Genomic DNA, 17,864 nt, shown 5'->3' with positions numbered 1-17,864 from the left:
TGGTTCCGATGGAGAGAAAATATAGTTGGCACATTTTATACGTTCCTATCCTAACCTTTTTAATTGTTTTTTATGCAACTGCGGGGATAGCCGCTTCGGCTCCTTTTCCTCCAAAAACTCCCATTCTTCCTTTACAAGAACTTCGTCCGGGTATGAAGGGTACAGCGTTGACGGTTGTACGTGGGGAAGAAGTAGTTTCTTTTCCCGTGGAGATTGTTAGCATTGTCCCCCAAATGGAAAGTCGGCCTCGCCACCTTATTATGGTTCGGGTCAGCGGTAACGTCATAGAGAAGACAGGTGGCATAGCCGCAGGTATGAGTGGAAGTCCGGTTTATATTAATGGGAAATTGATAGGAGCTATTGGTTACGGGTTTAATTTTAGTGAGCACAACATAGGATATGTGACTCCTATTAAAGATATGGAGTCTATCTGGGCGTGGCCGGAGGACCCCCCCTCTTTTCCTCAGCCTCTATCCTTGAAGGAAGATGGAAAAGATGCAGAAAAAGGGGTTGAAGAGGAGGAAGCAGAAAACAACGAGGAAACTGCGGAAGAGAATAGTGTTGAAAATGAAAATACGGAAGAGACTACAGAAGGAAACGCAGAAAATACGAATTTATCTTCAGGTAGTGAAAAACGAGCTCTTCCTCTCCAGGTAGGAGGAGTAAGCCAGAGGATAGCGAATCGGGTAGGGGAACGTCTGGGGGAAAAAGTGTTTTTGGCAGGTGGCCTCAACGGGAATGAGCAATTGGTGGATTATAAAGGGACCTTTGCGCCTGGAGAGGCCATAGGAGTTTTGTTAGCGTGGGGCGATGTTACCATAGGTTCCATTGGCACCATCACATCTGTTGATAAGGATGGTCGATTTCTTGCTTTTGGGCACCCTTTTCTGGGGAAAGGAGCTGTGGCGTTCCCTGCTGTGAAGGTGAAAGTCCATAATGTAGTACCCAGCTTAGAGTCTCCCTTTAAAGTGGGGAGTTTTTCTCATATTGTCGGAACAGTAACCCAAGATCGTGCTGAGGCCATAGGGGGGCGCTTAGGATATTTTGCTCCGTCCATTGAAGCATCCCTACGCTTTAAAGATATAGATAGAAATGAAAGAGATATGAAACGCTTCCATGTCGTACAAGATCCTTTCCTTGGCATGGATCTTGCCAGTACCCTTTTCACAGGACTTATTGACAGGTTATGGGGGCGAGTAGGGGAGGGGACGGCCCGGATTTCTCTCCAGGTAGAAGGGAAAGAAATTTATAAGGGCTGGACGAGAAGTAATATGTATTTCTCCGAAACTGACGTAGCTGATGAAGCCTTGCAAGAAGTGAGAGATTTAATGAAAAACATAGCCATGAATCCCTTTATGGAAATTTCTCCGATGGGAATCCATTTATCTGTGGAAATTACCCGCCAACCGAAGCTTATTTTTATAGAGGGATTGAAAATAGATGGAGAAATCTTTGTTCCCGGCCAGAAAGTACCTGTAGAAGTTACCATCAGGCCGTACCGAGGTAAGCAGTCGAAGAAGAAATTAGAGCTTACAGTACCCCAAGATGCTTCTGGGCCCGTAGAAATAGTTGTTCGAGGGGGAAATATAATGGCTCTTGAAGAGGATGCTATTGTACAGGGCTGGAAAACTATAGATAATTTTGATCAAATGTTGAAAGAAATGAGCTCTTTGGAAACAAATAATGAGGTTATAGTAGAACTAAACTATGCAAAAATTCCTGATAGTCCTGAGGATATGATACCCACCAAGGAAGACACGGAGCTTTTGAGCCAGGTTAAGGAGAGGCGCCTTAATGAAGGAACAATGCGTATCTTTAAGACTGATTCTGTGGTGGAAGGGCTCTTAAGGAAAATAATACAGGTTCAACCTTCTGATGGGCAAGAAGTGGCTGTAGAAAAGGAAGAAGGTTAGAAATGTTTATTACCCTGGAAGGCATCGATGGGTGTGGCAAAAGCACTCAGGCCGCCATTTTGAACGAGAAAATAGCAGCGTCTACGGGGAAAAATGTTTTTGGGACCCGAGAGCCTGGCGGATGGGCACAAGGAGGGCTTATTCGTTCTCTTTTACTCGAAGAGGATCTTTATCACCCCTTGAGCGAATTATTTCTTTTCGTAATTGACCGCTGCGAGCATGTGAGGCAGGAAATAGTACCGGCTCTTTCACGGGGAGATATAGTCGTATGTGAGCGTTACTCAGATTCAACGCGAGCTTATCAAATTTGGGGGAGAGGTATTCCGGAAGAAAAAGTAGAAACTCTTTTTTCTTGGTGTGAATTTCCTGAGCCAGACCTAACGTTATGGATGGATGTTCCTCTGGAAATGGCTTTTGCTAGGATAGAGTCTTCTAGAAGTTCTCTTGATCGCATAGAGTCAGGGACAAAAAGTTTTTTAGAGCGTGTATGCCGTGGGTACGAAGAATTGGCTCTTCGCTATCCTAAAAGAATTGTTCGCATTGATGGAACGCAATCGTTAGAAAATGTTGCCAATCAGATTTGGAACTCTCTGGAGGTGTTTCTGAACCAGTGAAAGTACGAAGGAGTTCTGATAGGAAATTAGATACAGGGATAGATAAATCTTTGACAGGCCACTATAAGGTGGAACGGCGGGCAGATGAAGTTTTCCCTTGCTTTGACGAATCTTTAGAAGACGCAGAAATTCAGGAACTTTTTGATCGTTTAGAGAAGCTGGGGGAACAGCTATCTCGTTTCCCTGCGGAAAGGCTATTAAGCACCTACAGAACTGTTGTTAAAGAACTGCTTCGCCGGGCTACTGGTCGACTACGATTGAAGAAAGATCTTCGCTGGAGACGATATGATAAAAATATTTTTGTTTTGATGGAAAAAACAGAAACAGATTTACAGGAGCTCTCTGCGGTTTTAAGCAGAGAGGGAAATCGTATGAGAGCTTTACGATTAGTGGAGGAGATTAAAGGATGTCTCATCTCCCTTTTTTTATAATATCAAGTATTATGTGGGCAGAACTATCAAGGGCTCTTGAGGCAAACCGATTCCCTCAAAGTTTGGCTTTACGTGTACCCCAACAGTATCATTTTACGGTGGCGACCGAACTTGCCCATTTGATTTTATGTGAGAAGAGATGTAACTGTGGAGTATGTGATGCATGTTTAGCTTGGCATGAAGGCGTCCATCCAGACCTTCTTTTGGCTGGGACAACGGATAAAGCGCCTCGCATTGAGGCTTGTCGGCAATTGACAGAGGAGCTTACCCTTCGTCCCGTGGCTTCCCCCCGTCGTTTAGCTGTTGTTTTTGCTGCTGATACCCTTCCGTTAGGTGCAGCTAACAGCTTGTTAAAAGTGGTAGAGGAGCCTCCGAGTTATGCTGTCATTCTTTTTATACATGAAGGAGAAGGGCTGCTACCCACACTCAAAAGCCGGTGCTGGAACCTTTCAACTATACATGAATCAGTGCCTGAACAAGAAGTCATGCCAAACTCTGAAGAGTCTTGGTTTGCCTGGGTTCGAAATAGCGGGAAAATTTCGGTAGAAGAGTTAGAAATGCAACTTGGTCGGTGGGGTTCTTGGGCTTTGGCAGAGGGGCATTTTCATCTTATAGAACCTATTGAACGTCTTCGTCTTTTAAGCCAGACAGGGCGTCTTTCTCAGTCCATGCTTTTGGATTATATAGTATTAGTACTCAAGGAGGGTTTTGCGTTTGAGCATATATTTGACGATTTTCGGTAAGCCTAGATATTTAGGACTTGTAGAGATTGAGACCCCTTCTCCCGAAAGAGGATCCCGTATAGTTGCCGAAACCATGCGAGGGCTTGAGTTGGCCGTTGTTGGAGGGCCGCTCTCATTGGAACAAGAAGATCGTTATAGGAACACGTGTACGGAAGATACTTCAGAGGGCCAGCCTAAGGGCGGAGAGCCTATGCTTCAGAATATAACTTTTGTCCGTATGGTTACAGTTGAAGATTTAGAAATAGATCGGAACCAGAGGGTTGAGGAAGAGCTCGTGCTTATAAAAGCCAGAGAGATTCTTTCGCAACACGATCTTCCTATGAAGCTTGTAGATGTCGAGTACCTTCTTGATCGAAAGAAACTTTTCTTTTATTTTACGTCTGAGCAGCGAGTAGATTTCAGGGCCTATGTTCGAGATCTTGCCCGTGAATTCAAAACAAGAATCGAATTGCGTCAGATAGGAGTACGTGACGAAGCCAAAACAGTAAGAGGGCTTGGTCCCTGTGGTAAAGAATGTTGCTGTGGATACTGGCTCCATAAATTTGATCCTATTTGTATCAAAATGGTAAAGGAACAGAATTTAGCTCTGAACCCTACAAAAATATCAGGGATTTGTGGGCGTCTTATGTGCTGTATGGCCTATGAGCATGAGACGTATGGTTCTATTTGGAAAGACCTTCCAAACCCAGGCTCGAAAATTAAGACCCCTACTGGTAACTACGTTATTCTTGGCGTTGATTTGCAGCATGAGGCTTTTCGGGCTAAGACTCCTGAGGGGACGGAAATACTAGTTCTAGCCCGAAATTTTGAAGCTTTTAAAGAGACGGTAATGAGAGGGGAAGTATGGGATAGTACCATTGGTGAGAGCGGTATACCGGCCCTTCCTGTCTTGGGAGAGGACGAATCTGGCGAGTCCCTTGTTTTCTCTGAGAACGATGTTATGGCAACAGCCATAACGGATGTCTCGTCAATTGGGATATTGAAAATTGAAGGAGAAAATGATCATTCTGTCTTAGAAAATTTGGAAGATGTTCCATGCCCGCCTTATCGTGAATCGGAAGAAAAGAAAGGCGACAATAGGAAGGGAACGGGAGCTGTTTCTAAATCAGGAGGAATAAAACGTCGGCGGCGACGTAAAAAGAAACCCCAAAATAATAAGTTAGCGACTCCAGATCGTGAAGGAACAAGATCGGAGGAACAGAGCACTGAAAATAGCGTAGCTAAACGAAATAGGCCTGTGCGGAAGAAAGGACGGCGTCCTTTTCGAAGGGGAAAAAACTCCAAAAACGAGAGCTCTTCTAGCGAAAAAGAAGGGCCCAACGGTGAATAGCTTAGGATAGGGGGGATATCATGTTTCTTTGGGATAAACTTAAGAATGGGCTTAAAGGAGTAAAAAATCGTTGGAGTGGGGGGCTCATTTCTCTCTTTTCTGGAACCTCTATCGATGATGAGTTTTGGGAGCAAATGGAAGAACTTCTCATTTCCGGGGATGTAGGTTTAGATTTGACGGAAGAGCTCATAGAGTCTCTTCAAAAAGTAGTAAAAAAAGAAGGGCTCAAGACATCGGATCAATTAATAGATTATTTTATAGATATGCTTACAAGCCATCTTGAAAAAATAGAAGGCATGGGGAAGGAAATTGTTCTTGATGTAAAGCCTAAAGTAGTAGTGCTTGTTGGCGTAAACGGAAGTGGCAAGACCACGACAGCTGCTAAATTAGCAGAACAATTTCGGCGCCAAGAGAAAAAGGTAGTGTTGGGAGCAGCAGATACCTTTAGAGCAGGCGCTATAGAACAGCTGAAAATTTGGGGAGAGCGAACAGGAAGTCGAGTTATAGCCCAACAACAAGGGAGTGATTCTGCTGCAGTAGCGTATGATGCGTTACTGGCAGCTCGGGCATCCTCGTCAGATCTCCTGATAGTGGATACAGCTGGTCGTCTTCATTCGAAGCATAATCTTATGGAGGAACTATCTAAAGTTATACGAGTTTTAGCCCGGGAAGTGGATCAAGAAAATATAGAGATTCTTCTCGTCTTGGACGCAGTTATGGGACAGAATGGCTTTGCACAAGCACAGGCTTTCCATGAAGCCCTTCACTTAACTGGCGTCATCTTATCTAAATATGATAACACGGCAAAGGGAGGCATTATTCTAGCTATAGCCCATCACTTAGGCCTTCCAATTCGGTACGTGGGACTGGGCGAAGGAGTTGATGATCTACGTCGTTTTGAGCCTAAGCTTTTTGTATCTGCTTTGCTGGAGAGAAATAGTGATGAAAACTGAGGAAGAGCAGCTTCTTAATAGTCTCTCTTTTTCGTCTCCTCTTTCCATCGTTTTGAGGGCACTCTTTTGCTTCTCTCTTACAAGAATAGTGCTGCATAAGAAAAATCGCTATAAATATTTTCTGCAAGAGGATCTCGTTGCATTTTTACATAAGACGGGAAAGGATAGTCACGTTTCCAGCTTATTTCGTAGCTTTGAAAAAGAAGAGGATCCATCTCACACTCCTTTTTATACATTGCCCAATAAAGAAACAGTGTTGTTTTTATCAGCAGAGGGAGGAGCGTCTATCTCTACTGTAGGGGAGCTTAAACTAATGGTTACTTCCCAAACAGGGGATCTTCCTGAATGGTGGAGTGTTCCTATCCCTTTATTAGCCATTCAGAAAAAGAAAGTGATTCTCAATGAAAAAGCTTGTTCTCATTTAAAGGGGTACACTTTTTCTTATGATGAAGTAGAATCTGCGTTGCAGTCTGAGGAACCCATGTTGGCTATAGATAACGCAGAGGGGAGAATGGTCATATGCCCCATAGAAATAGCTCCCCATGTTTTTATGCTTGATGATGTCACTTGCGATTTGGATACTGCTGAAAATATGATTTGGTGGGCCGCAGTTGGTCAGGCGTGGGCTCAGAAGAAACGTAGAGCAGGGTATCGAATTCTTCGCGTCGATGAAGAAATAAAAGAGCCGTCTCCCCTTGATCTTCTTGGCGCCGATGAATATATGACGTGTATATGGGATGGTAAGGTAGTAGGGCACTTATGTCTCAGAAAGGAAAAGGAGTCTTCAGAATGATATATCCTGTGAAATTGATTACAGGCGTTCTTTATCCAGATGAATGGTGGTGGCAGTGGGTTTTGCAGGCGTTATCCCCTATTTGGGGAGAGCCTGAGCGAATTAGCGATGCCTTCCCCTTCGATAAAACAGACTATTATCATGATATTGCACCTGTCTTGTATCGGCGCTTTATTTCCTTCCCAGGTCTTCGTAATGGGGATGAATTGGTTCGTTGGAAAAAGGAGAGTGGCCTCGTAGAACAGCGGAGTAGCCTCGCTCGAGAAGAAAGAGACATACGAGCCGTAAATATTGATCCAGGATATATTAATGGGGCTCGATTAGTTCTGGCTTCAACTAAAGATCATGCCCATCGGATATACCTGACAGAAGGTATTTTCGCGGAAGTAACAATGCGCTATCGTTTCAAGCAATGGGTTGCGTTTGATTACACTTTCCCCGATTTTGCTAGTGGCAGGTATAATCCCTTCCTATCGGCAGTGCGGGAGGATTGGCATAGAGATATGGCTATGAGGAGGCATGAGGAATGATAGAAAGATACGAAACAGAAGAAATGAAACGTATGTGGAGCGACCACAACAAGTATCAGACGTGGCTTCAAGTCGAGCTGGCAGTGTGCAAGGCTTGGACAGAAGAGGGGCTTATTCCAGAAGAGGCTTTGAAAGATATTGAAGAGAAAGCTGATTTTGATATAGAGAGGATCTACGAAATAGAGAGCCAGGTACATCATGATGTCATTGCTTTTGTGTCTGCTGTAGCTGAAAAGGTGGGGGCCAATGGGCGATATATCCATCTTGGCTTAACAAGCAGTGATGTGCTCGATACAGCTTCTTCCCTTATGTTACGAAAATCTCTCGACGTAGTTTTGGAAAAGGTCAATAAGCTTGCTGGTCTTATATGGGAAAAAGCGAAAGAATATAAGTATACCCCCTGTGTTGGACGCACTCATGGTATTCACGCAGAACCCATGACCTTCGGGCTCAAACTTCTCAACTGGTATTACGAGCTTATTCGAGATCGAGAGAGAATTCTTCAGGCGCGAGAACAAATTAATTATGGGAAAATATCTGGAGCGGTGGGAACATACGCTCATTGCCCTACTAAAATAGAAAAACGGGTGTGTGAGCTCCTTGGTCTTCATCCAGCTGCGGTCTCCACTCAAATCTTGCAGCGCGATCGTCATGCTCATATCATGAATGTTCTGGCACTTCTCGGAGCTGGCATAGAGAGAATGGCAGTGGAGATTCGACACCTTCAGAAAACGGAGGTCCTTGAAGCCATGGAGCCTTTTGGGAAGAAACAAAAAGGTTCCTCGGCTATGCCTCATAAAAGAAACCCCATTCTTTGTGAACGCCTAACAGGGATGGCTCGTCTTTTAAGGGGATATGCTTCTACAGCTATGGAGAATGTGGCACTTTGGCATGAGAGAGATATAAGCCATTCTTCTGTGGAACGAATTATTTGGCCTGATGCGTTCCATCTCGTGACGTATATGCTGAAGAAAATGTCTCAAATAGTAGAAGGCATGGATATCAGTCCGGAGAATATGGAAAAAAATCTGTATCTGACCCAAGGTCTTGTCTTTAGTCAGAGAGTTTTGCTTGAACTCGTAGAAAAGTTCAAGCTTAGCAGAGAAGATGCATATGCAGTGGTGCAAGAGAACGCTATGAAATGTTGGCACGGAGAAGGATCTTTTGCCGACCTCCTTTGGTCGGACTCACGGGTGAATCGCTATCTTTCCAGAGATGAACTCGACAAGCTGTTTGATATTGATTACTATTTTAAGGCAATAGATGAAATATTTTTAAGATTTTCTGAATAGGAGGGGCCATAATGTCAGTGCCGGAACGTAACTTGGCTCTCGAGCTTGTCCGTGGAACAGAAGCTGCAGCTATGGCAGCTGGTCGCTGGATGGGGAGAGGAGATAAAAATGCCGCCGATGGTGCAGCGGTAACGGCTATGCGATATATGCTCAATACCATTGCGATGAACGGCGTTGTAGTGATTGGCGAAGGGGAGAAAGACGAAGCTCCCATGTTATTTAATGGGGAGCGCTTAGGAACAGGAGTATCTCCTGAGGTGGACATCGCTGTAGATCCTATTGATGGAACTCGGCTTACCGCTTTGGGCTTACCAGGGGCTATAAGTGTTGTGGCTTTATCGGAAAAGGGAACGATGTTTAATCCTAAAAATATTTTTTATATGAACAAATTGGCAACTGGCCCTGATGCGGCAGATGTTATTGATATAGACGCTCCTATCGGAGAAAATATCAAGAGGGTTGCTGCAAAAAAGTCGAAATCCGTGGGAGATATTACAGTTGTAGTGCTTGATCGCCCCCGCCATGACGAAGTTAAAGAGCAGATACGAGAAGTAGGGGCTCGGATTAAATTAATCCCTGACGGAGATGTAGCAGGTGCTCTTTTAACATGTAAAGAGCAGGGAGGGGCCGATCTCCTCGTAGGTATTGGAGGTTCTCCTGAAGCGGTAATTACGGCGTGTGCTATTAAATGTTTAGGTGGGAATATGCAGTGCAAGCTTTGGCCTAGAAATGAGGCAGAAGCGGAAGAGAGCCGGGCCAGAGGGCTTGATCTCAATCAGGTGTTAACTCTTGAAGATCTTGTTACGGGAGATAATGTTTTCTTTGCTGCTACTGGCGTAACAGACGGAGACTTCCTTAAGGGTGTTCGGTACGAAGGGCGGCGGATACGAACATTTTCCATGGTTATGCGTTCGAAGAGTGGCACTGTTCGTTACGTAGAAGCCATCCATCACCCCAAGAAACTATGTAAAATCAGTGGTATCGACTACGCTCCCGAGAGTGTCGATAGATAAATTAATATTTTATGTTTTATAGGAGGGCCTTTCTCTACTGAGAAGGGCCCTCACACCAATATTCTAGCCCTATCGCAGCTTGTCCAACTGAAACGCTTTCATCATTAGGAGATAAAAGGTGATGAGTAAGGGGCAGTAACCCTCTTCGGCGTAATTGAGAGAGGGTGAGCACGAGAAGGCGCCTGTTTTGCCATACCCCTCCGGATAGAGCTACATATTTAACCCCATTGTTGTCAGCAATGGAGCGGCATATTTCAGCTGTAGCCGCAGCCAATCCTCCGTGGATTGCAGCAGCTTTCTCTTCAACAGAGAAGGAAGCGCTCCTTTCCACAAGCCACTGTATAGTGGGGCGCCAATCGAGAAAGAACTGGTGTCCTTTTTCCATTATGGAGAAGGGGGCGAGAGCGGATCCTTTTGCACATCCTTCTAACTCCATAGCGGCTTGTCCATCGTAGGAAATGATAGGGCATATCCCTAATAAAGCGGAAACGCCATCAAAGAAACGGCCACATGAAGTGGTGATGGGAGAGTGTTTCATAATAGCCTTAAGGGAGTCTAAATAACGGGCAGCCCAAGGCCAGAGATTTTGTGCTATATGGCAAGCTTCTTCTCCGTATACAGAGAGAAGCATGGCAAAAGCGTAACGCCAGGGCTCTAAAACGGCTCGTTCTCCTCCGGGAAGAGGGCATGGAAGAAAAGAACCTTGACGCTGGAAATCACGAGTATTTCCTACAAGAAATTCTCCGCCCCAAATTGTTCCGTCGGCACCATATCCAGTCCCATCAAAAATAGCACCTATGGCTGTACCATTAAAACGGTTCTCAAGAAGACAGGCTGCCATATGGGCATGATGGTGTTGTACAGCCATAGAGCGAGAAGAGCTTATTCCAGAGATTTCCTGTGCTACAGACCGAGAAATATATTGAGGATGACGATCATAAACAAGGTATTCAGGATGAAGGTTGTATAACTTCAAGAAATGACGGAGAGCCTTTCTGTAATACTCTATGGTCCCTATCTGTTTTAAGTCGCCAAGATATTGGCCAGGGAAGATAGTTCGATCTTGTGTGAGTGTAAAAGTGGATTTCATTTCAGCTCCAGCAGCAAGAATTACCGGGCCTTTCCGAGGAGATGCTAAGGGAAGGGGAACAAATCCTCTTGCTCTTCGTATAACCACATACTCTCGTCCCTGAGCGGCTATAACAGAGTCATCTATAGCCATATGTATGTCTCTATTATGCATTAAAAAAACTTGAGCAAGAGGCGCAAGAGAAATCAATGCATCTTTGTTGTTAGAGATAATGGGCGCATCGCTCATATTAGCACTAGTCATAACGAGAGCGTCAAAATTTTGTAACAGCAGGTGATGAAGTGGCGTGTAAGGAAGCATAATACCTAAAGAATTTTGTCCTGGCGCTACGAGTGGAGAGAGCATTGTGTCTTGTCTCATAGGACAAATGACAACAGGTCTCTTGGTCGATGAGAGAATTTTAGCTGCGGTATTCGTGATATACACAAGTTGTTGCGCTTGTTTGAGATCAGGAACCATGAGGGCGAACGGCTTATCCTTTCGATGTTTCGATTCTCTCAGTTTTTTAACGGCTTCGTGTTGAAAAGGATCACAAGCGAGATGAAACCCTCCAAGTCCCTTAATGGCGGCAGTATCCCCTTGTTGAAGTCTTTTACAACAGAGAGAAAGCGCTTCTTCACCTCTAGCTATTATATTCCCTTTATTATTTGTAAGCCATAATGAGGGGCCACACTGAGAACACGCATTAGGTTGGGCATGATAACGTCGGTTAAGTGGGGCGTCATATTCTCTCTGACACTCTTCGCACATAGTAAAACTGCTCATTGTCGTGAGTGGGCGATCATATGGAAGATCTTGAATAATAGTATATCGAGGGCCGCAATTCGTGCAATTAATGAAAGGGTAATGATATCGTCGGTTTGATGGGTCGTTCATTTCCCGCAAACAGTCATCGCAAGTTGCTATATCTGGTGGGATGAGGACCCGCTGATGTTCAAGGCGAAGGCTTTTTTCTATAGTAAAATTCCCATTATCCTCTTCTGAACATGTCTTATCTGAGAGGAATTCTATAGACGCTATATACGAAGGGCCGGGTTTTTCGTCTTGTAAGCGCTGAAGATAGCTTTCGATGGTTTCTGAAGTTCCTCGCAAGGTGATAAGCACACCATCGGAAGTGTTTTTAACACTTCCCCCTAAAGCCATTTCTTGAGCTAATCGGGCGCAGAAAGGCCTAAAACCTACCCCTTGTACAATGCCTGTCACTAAAAAAGTTGTGATCTTGAGCATTGACAAACCTCCATTCTCAGGGCATTTTAAATCAAGATGGGCAGAGACTCAAGAATAAAAATAAAGAAGAAATGAGGAATCCCTATATGACGAGAGAACACTCCGAAGAGCTAGGTTTAGTTCAGATTTATATGGGAGATGGGAAAGGAAAAACTACTGCGGCTCTTGGTCTCGCTCTACGAGCAGCAGGATGGGGCTTTACAGTAGGGATTGTTCAATTTATGAAAGGATGGCCGCACTACGGGGAACTCGTAAGTTTATCACGTATTCCTGAAATTAAAATTATCCAGACTGGTCGTCCTGATTTTGTTGACAAGTCTGCTCCTCTCCAGGTGGATTTTCTTGAGGCCCAGCGAGGTTTGGAGATTGCGGAAAAATGGATTATGGGAGGGCAGTTCAATATAGTAATATTGGATGAGATCAATGTTGCTCTTGACTATGGGCTCTTGAAAGCAGAGAGACTTCTTGCTCTTTTGAAGAAACGCGCCTCTCATGTAGAAGTTGTTCTTACGGGACGGAATCCGCCTCAAATACTTATAGACTATGCTGATCTCGTTACGGAGATGAAAGAGATCCGTCACCCTTTCCAGAAAGGGATCTATGGCCGTAAGGGGGTCGAGTATTAATTGAAAAGCCAAGAGAACGGGAAACCCTCCGCTCCTTACGCTTTAGCTGCCGGAGATTTCTTGGAACGTATGGGCGTGGATATTGAACAGGGGCTCGGTGATGAAGCAGTGGAGGCTGCAAGGAAGGAATATGGGGGCAACGTTCTTTCTCAAGAGGAAATTCTTCCTTGGTGGCGTTTTTTTCTCAGACAGTTTGCTTCCCCCATGGTTTACCTTCTCTTTGTAGCCGCTCTTATAAGTTTTATGATGGGAGAACTTCTCGATAGTATCGCTATTTTGGTTGTTATTTTTATGAACAGCCTTATTGGATTCTTTACAGAATTTCGAGCAGAAAAGGCTCTACAGGCATTGAAATCCATGACCTCCCTCCATTGTCGAGTCTTACGGAACGGGAACATATCCCTAATCTCTTCTGCGGATGTGGTTCCAGGGGATATTATGGTACTGGAAGCTGGAGATGTGATCCCAGCTGACGGGCGTATTTTCAAAGAAGCGAATTGCACGGTAAATGAGGCCTCTTTAACAGGAGAATCTTTACCAGTAGAGAAAATCATAGAGTCTCTTCCCATTGAAACACTATTGCCTGACCGCGCTAATTGTGTTTATGCAGGTACGAATATGGTTAAGGGGACAGCAAGGGCTACAGTTTTTGCTACGGGAATGGAGACGGAGATTGGACGAATAGGTCGAATGCTTCAACAGGTCTCTTCTCAGGAAACGCCTCTAGAAGAACGTTTAGCTAAATTTAGCCAGTTCCTTATATGGGCAACAATAGCTATTGCGGGAATTGTTATTGGAGCAGGGATTTTTCAAGGACGCGGTCTTTTAATGATGCTTAGTACCGGCATAGCCCTCGCTGTAGCTGCTGTTCCAGAAGGGCTACCTTTTGTGGCTACTATGACGTTGGCTCTTGGAGTTCACAGGATGGCAAAAATAAATGCCCTGGTGCGGAATTTGGCTTCTGTTGAAACGTTGGGGTCTACAACTGTTATTTGTACTGATAAAACAGGAACGCTGACAATGAACGATATGACTGTTCGTGCAGTTAATTTGTCTCAACCTGAGGCGGAGGAGCTTTTTATTCGTGTTGCTGTCCTCTGTAATGATGCAACTATAAACGACACGAAATCGGTGGGGGATCCTATGGAAGTAGCGCTTCTTCGTTATGCTGGGGAAAACAAACTATCTTTGCGAAACAAATTTCCTCGTATTGCAGAAGAGCCTTTCGACTCACAAACGATGCGAATGGTTACATGGCACAATGAAGGCGTGGCAATGAAAGGGGCCCCAGAAAGGGTTTTCCATGATTGCCCATTTATACTCACGTCGCAGGGGCCGGCCCCTTTTTTAGAGGAAACCAAGATAGCGTGGCATAAGAACGTACAAGTCTTGGCTCAAAGAGGCATGCGAACTATAGCTTTAGCTTGGGGTGATTCCCTTGAAAGCCTTATGTTTTTAGGAGTGGCTGGCATAGACGATCCCCCGAGACCTGAGGTTAACGAGTCTGTAACTCTTTGTCATAAAGCAGGAATACATGTGATTATGGTTACTGGCGATCACTTAGTGACAGCTGAGGCAATTGCCAAGGAGGTTGGTATATACAAAGAACCTTACTCTCTATCTATGATGGGTTCAGAACTTGAATCTTTGTCAGAGGAAGATGTAGTTGCACGAGCGAAAAAACTATCTGTAGTAGCCAGAGTGGCTCCAGAGCATAAAATGAGAATTGTAAAAGGCCTTCAAAAAGCTGGGGAAGTCGTAGCTATGACTGGTGACGGAGTTAATGATGCCGTAGCTTTAAAACAGGCCGATGTAGGGATAGCTATGGGTATACAGGGTACTGAGGTTAGTAAAGAAGCTTCAGACATTATTCTTCAAGATGATCGTTTCAGTACTATCGTTGAAGCTGTGCGGGAAGGCCGGCGAATTTTTGATAATATTCGTAAAGCAGTATTATTCCTTTTATGTTGTAATCTGAGCGAAATCCTCACTGTTTTTTTAGGGATACTTCTCAAGTTGCCTACGATCCTTATCCCTTTGCAAATTCTGTGGATCAATTTGGTTACAGACGTATTGCCTGCACTCGCGTTGTCTCTTGACCCGGCAGAACCTGATGTAATGCTTTGTAGTCCTAAAAGGAGAGACGAAAATATTGTTACGAGGTCCCATAAACTGCTTATATTTTTCTATGGAGCAGCTATCACGAGTGGAGTTTTTGCCGCATATTATTGGTCTCTCTGGTATCATAAGGGAGATTTCTTGCGAGCTACGGAATTGAGTTTTCATACACTTGTGTTAGCTCAGCTTTTCTTTGTGTTAAACGTGCGTAAAAATAGTCTTTTAAGTCATCCAGAGCGGTTCTGGGAGAACCCGTGGCTTTTGTTGGGTATAGGGGGTTCTGTCTTATTGCAAGTTGTCATTACGTATATTCCTGTATTCCAGAATGTTTTGGATATAGTTCCTCTTGGAGCGCTAGAATGGGGAGTTGTAGTAGGATCCGCCTTGCTTCCTACAGGACTTGCTCAGTTGAGAAAAATATTGTTTGGTCTTTAGGTGGTTTTATTCGTGGAGAAAAAAATTTTAGTGGGCATGAGTGGAGGAGTTGATAGTGCGGCGACAGCCCTCCTGCTTAAAAGAGACGGGTATGATGTATATGGGCTTTACCTCCATCTCTCAGGCCCCGAAAATAGCTTAGCTCAGCAGCAAGCTTGCGAGCTTGCTCAAAAACTCCATATCCCTTTTATTACTCTTGACGGGCGAGATATTTTTACCCAGCGAGTGCTATCTTTGGTGGTTTCTGAATATGCCAGAGGGTTGACGCCGAACCCCTGTATTCTATGTAATCCTGCCGTCAAGTTCAGGCTTCTCTTCAAAGTTGCAGAAGAAAAAAATATACCTCTTGTAGCTACAGGCCACTATGCTCGTATCCTCTCTAATAATGACGATTTTGTTTTAGCTAGAGGAAGGGATATAAAAAAAGATCAAAGCTACATGTTATATCGTCTTCCCATGGAATGGCTTCGTAGTATTCGTTTCCCTTTAGGAAATATGACGAAAGCTGAAGTGAGAGAAATAGCTTCATCAAAGCTTCCACTGTGGGTTGTAAAAAAAGAGGAAAGCCAAGATGTTTGCTTCGCCCCCCAGGGATTGATGCTCTTCTTGCGAAAGTATATACGGGAGGAAACTTCTCTTCCTGGGTCTATAGTTGATGGAGATGGACACGTTCTAGGGAAACATCAGGGACTTTGGCGCTATACTATAGGGCAAAGGAAAGGTTTGGGGCTTTCTGGGGGGCCATGGTTTGTTGTGGGGAAAAACCTGGCGCATAATATTTTGTATGTCAGCAATACCAGAGAACACCATCCTGGCTTTGTTCAGTGTGTTCACCCGGTCATTTCTCCTTTGTTAAAGCTAGGGGAGGTATATATGGCCCAGCATCGGTATAGAACCACCCCTTTCCCCGTAAAAGTGGTATCGATAGGAGAGGATTCTCTTCGCGTTCAGGTTGTATCTGAAAGTCCTATGGTAGCACCGGGGCAATCGTTAGTTTTGTACAATAGGGATGTTGTCTGTGGAGGAGGCATTATAATTTCATCTGAGGAGGTGTTCCCGTGCCTAACATAACGGAAGAATGTAAATTACCTTTAGAGAAGCTCAGAAAACGAGCAGATATAAATGCTCTTAACTTTCAAACGACTGAAGAACTTCCATGCCTTGAAAAATTTATTGGGCAAGAGCGGGCTGTAAAAGCCTTTTCTTTTGGACTTGCTGTAGAGAGTAAGGGATACAATATTTTTGTCCTAGGGAATCCAGGAAGTGGACGCACAACCTATTCTCTGGAGCGGCTTCGTGAAACGGCCCTTGAAAGAAAGGCCCCTGACGACTGGATTTATGTTTATAACTTTGATGATCCGAGTCGTCCCCTGGCTATCAATCTCTCTGCTGGAAAAGGTAAAGAGATGGGAGCAGCTTTCGAAGATCTCCTTGAGGAGCTGAAAATTGCCATAAGCAAAGCCTTTGAAAAGAGTCAGTATGAAGATGCCAAGGCTCAACTGGTAAAAAAGTTTCAGGAACAGGTTAACTCTTTAATGGAAGAGGTACGGGCCTGGGCGGGAGAAAAAGGTTTTGCTTTAAAAAGGACGCCTCAAGGATTTGTCAATATTCCTCTCACTGAAGAAGTCAGTGAATCTGGAGAAACTTCACGGCGGGAGCTACAACAGGACGAGTTTGAATCTCTTCCAGAGGAAAAGCAGAAAGAGCTCCAGGTCAAATCGGAGGAAATTTCTCAAAAAACTCTTGATACATTGAGAAAAATTCGAGATCTAGAGAAAGCGTTAAAAGAGGAAATTAACAAATTGGAGGCTGAAATTTGCCGCTCAGCAATTACTCCATATCTGCAAGACATTAAAGATAAGTATGGTACAACAGAGATATTATGCAAATGGATAGACAACTTAACGGAAGACATTATCAGTAATTTTAATATTTTTGTGGCTGCAGCAAAAGATGAGTCTGCGGAGATAGACTTTAGTCGATATACCATTAATGTTTTTGTGGCCAATGACCCCGAGAATGGGGCGCCTGTTATTTGGGAGACAAATCCTACGTATTACAATCTTACAGGGAAAGTAGAATACGAAAGCAGACAGGGGTATCTTTACACAGACTTCCATAAAATTGTTCCTGGCGCTTTCCAAAAAGCAAATGGAGGGTATTTGATCCTTGACGCAGAAAAAGTTCTCTTGAATTTTATGTCATGGGAAGCTTTAAAACGTGCCCTCCGAACGGGAGAAGCCAATATAGAAAACTTGGGAGAACAATATGGAGCTATACCAGTTTCTTCTTTGCGCCCTCAGCCGATCCCCATCAAAATGAAGGTTGTAATGGTTGGTACTCCGTACTTATATGCACTGCTTCAGTATTACGATCCTGAGTTTTTAAAGATGTTTAAAATAAAAGCAGATTTTGATAGTGACATGCCGCGAAATTTGGAAACAGAGCAGCAAATGGCTCAATTCATCTGCAGTTTTGTAAGGAGGGAGGGGAAAATTCCCTTTACTGTTGACGCTGTGGCTGAAGTTATTGAATGGGCCAGTCGTTTAGCTGATCACCAAGATCGTATTACCACGGAATTTAATAAAATTATTGAAATAATAGTGGAATCTACGGCGTGGGCTGTTGCTGAGAATGCAAAGCTTGTAGAAGCTAAACATGTTCACAAAGCCATAGAAGAAAAGAGATTTAGAAGCAATTTAATTCAGGAACGGATACAAAGGGCCTTTGAAGAGGGAGTTATTCATATACAAACA

At 44.1% G+C, this 17,864-nt stretch carries 15 protein-coding genes; 14 read left to right on the top strand and 1 reads right to left on the bottom strand.

The genetic code is table 11. The features are described 5' to 3' along the window. Positions 1-8 precede the first annotated feature (8 nt). Genes B3L97_RS06575 through glpX form a run of 10 tightly spaced genes read left to right on the top strand, consistent with a single transcriptional unit; the run spans position 9 to position 9,612 of the window. The gene (locus B3L97_RS06575) at positions 9-1,913 is read left to right on the top strand and encodes a SpoIVB peptidase S55 domain-containing protein (RefSeq protein WP_286934624.1); all 1,905 of its coding nucleotides are present in this window, start codon (positions 9-11) and stop codon (positions 1,911-1,913) included. A gap of 2 nt (positions 1,914-1,915) precedes the next feature. Then, the gene (gene tmk / locus B3L97_RS06570) at positions 1,916-2,527 is read left to right on the top strand and encodes a dTMP kinase (RefSeq protein ID WP_286934623.1); all 612 of its coding nucleotides are present in this window, start codon (positions 1,916-1,918) and stop codon (positions 2,525-2,527) included. Then, positions 2,524-2,958: a DUF327 family protein gene (locus B3L97_RS06565; RefSeq protein ID WP_286847646.1), complete on the top strand. Its 435-nt coding sequence runs from the start codon at positions 2,524-2,526 to the stop codon at positions 2,956-2,958. Before tmk ends, B3L97_RS06565 begins: the two co-directional genes overlap by 4 nt. Beyond that, complete coding sequence (locus tag B3L97_RS06560; protein WP_024822158.1) at positions 2,934-3,701, top strand: hypothetical protein; 768 nt, start codon at positions 2,934-2,936, stop codon at positions 3,699-3,701. The genes B3L97_RS06565 and B3L97_RS06560 overlap by 25 nt, the downstream gene beginning before the upstream one ends. Further along, entirely contained in the window at positions 3,673-5,031 is a 1,359-nt protein-coding gene (locus B3L97_RS06555) for a PSP1 domain-containing protein (protein ID WP_286934622.1), read from the top strand. The genes B3L97_RS06560 and B3L97_RS06555 overlap by 29 nt, the downstream gene beginning before the upstream one ends. Before the next feature lie 20 nt (positions 5,032-5,051). After that, positions 5,052-5,984 (top strand): signal recognition particle-docking protein FtsY, encoded by a 933-nt coding sequence (ftsY, locus tag B3L97_RS06550; RefSeq protein ID WP_024822160.1) that lies wholly within the window; start codon positions 5,052-5,054, stop codon positions 5,982-5,984. Then, positions 5,974-6,777 (top strand): hypothetical protein, encoded by an 804-nt coding sequence (locus B3L97_RS06545; RefSeq protein ID WP_024822161.1) that lies wholly within the window; start codon positions 5,974-5,976, stop codon positions 6,775-6,777. The genes ftsY and B3L97_RS06545 overlap by 11 nt, the downstream gene beginning before the upstream one ends. After that, positions 6,774-7,307, top strand: coding sequence for a DUF4416 family protein (locus tag B3L97_RS06540; protein ID WP_286847644.1), 534 nt, complete (start codon positions 6,774-6,776; stop codon positions 7,305-7,307). Before B3L97_RS06545 ends, B3L97_RS06540 begins: the two co-directional genes overlap by 4 nt. Next, positions 7,304-8,599: an adenylosuccinate lyase gene (purB, locus tag B3L97_RS06535; RefSeq protein WP_024822163.1), complete on the top strand. Its 1,296-nt coding sequence runs from the start codon at positions 7,304-7,306 to the stop codon at positions 8,597-8,599. The genes B3L97_RS06540 and purB overlap by 4 nt, the downstream gene beginning before the upstream one ends. A gap of 11 nt (positions 8,600-8,610) precedes the next feature. After that, complete coding sequence (glpX, locus tag B3L97_RS06530; RefSeq protein ID WP_286847643.1) at positions 8,611-9,612, top strand: class II fructose-bisphosphatase; 1,002 nt, start codon at positions 8,611-8,613, stop codon at positions 9,610-9,612. A 34-nt stretch (positions 9,613-9,646) separates the two neighbouring features. Here the strand turns inward: glpX and hypF are convergent, their stop codons facing one another. After that, positions 9,647-11,929, bottom strand: a complete 2,283-nt coding sequence (gene hypF, locus B3L97_RS06525; RefSeq protein ID WP_286934621.1) for a carbamoyltransferase HypF — start codon at positions 11,927-11,929, stop codon at positions 9,647-9,649. Here hypF and B3L97_RS06520 point away from each other — a divergent pair. The 4 genes from B3L97_RS06520 to B3L97_RS06505 form a co-directional block, all read left to right on the top strand. Then, complete coding sequence (locus tag B3L97_RS06520) at positions 11,929-12,555, top strand: cob(I)yrinic acid a,c-diamide adenosyltransferase (protein ID WP_286847641.1); 627 nt, start codon at positions 11,929-11,931, stop codon at positions 12,553-12,555. The two genes, hypF and B3L97_RS06520, sit on opposite strands and share 1 nt — an antisense overlap. Further along, complete coding sequence (locus B3L97_RS06515; RefSeq protein WP_286934620.1) at positions 12,556-15,108, top strand: cation-translocating P-type ATPase; 2,553 nt, start codon at positions 12,556-12,558, stop codon at positions 15,106-15,108. A gap of 12 nt (positions 15,109-15,120) precedes the next feature. Next, entirely contained in the window at positions 15,121-16,179 is a 1,059-nt protein-coding gene (gene mnmA / locus B3L97_RS06510; protein WP_286847639.1) for a tRNA 2-thiouridine(34) synthase MnmA, read from the top strand. Then, on the top strand, positions 16,167-17,864 hold a 1,698-nt coding region (locus B3L97_RS06505), incomplete at its 3' end, for an AAA family ATPase (protein WP_286934619.1). The genes mnmA and B3L97_RS06505, both read left to right, overlap by 13 nt.

The organism is Aminobacterium sp. UBA4834, assembly GCF_002400205.1.
GTDB classification, from domain to species: Bacteria; Synergistota; Synergistia; order Synergistales; family Aminobacteriaceae; genus Aminobacterium; species Aminobacterium mobile.
The sequence above is the reverse complement of the archived record's forward strand: the minus strand, read 5'-3'. Positions and strand labels throughout refer to the sequence as shown.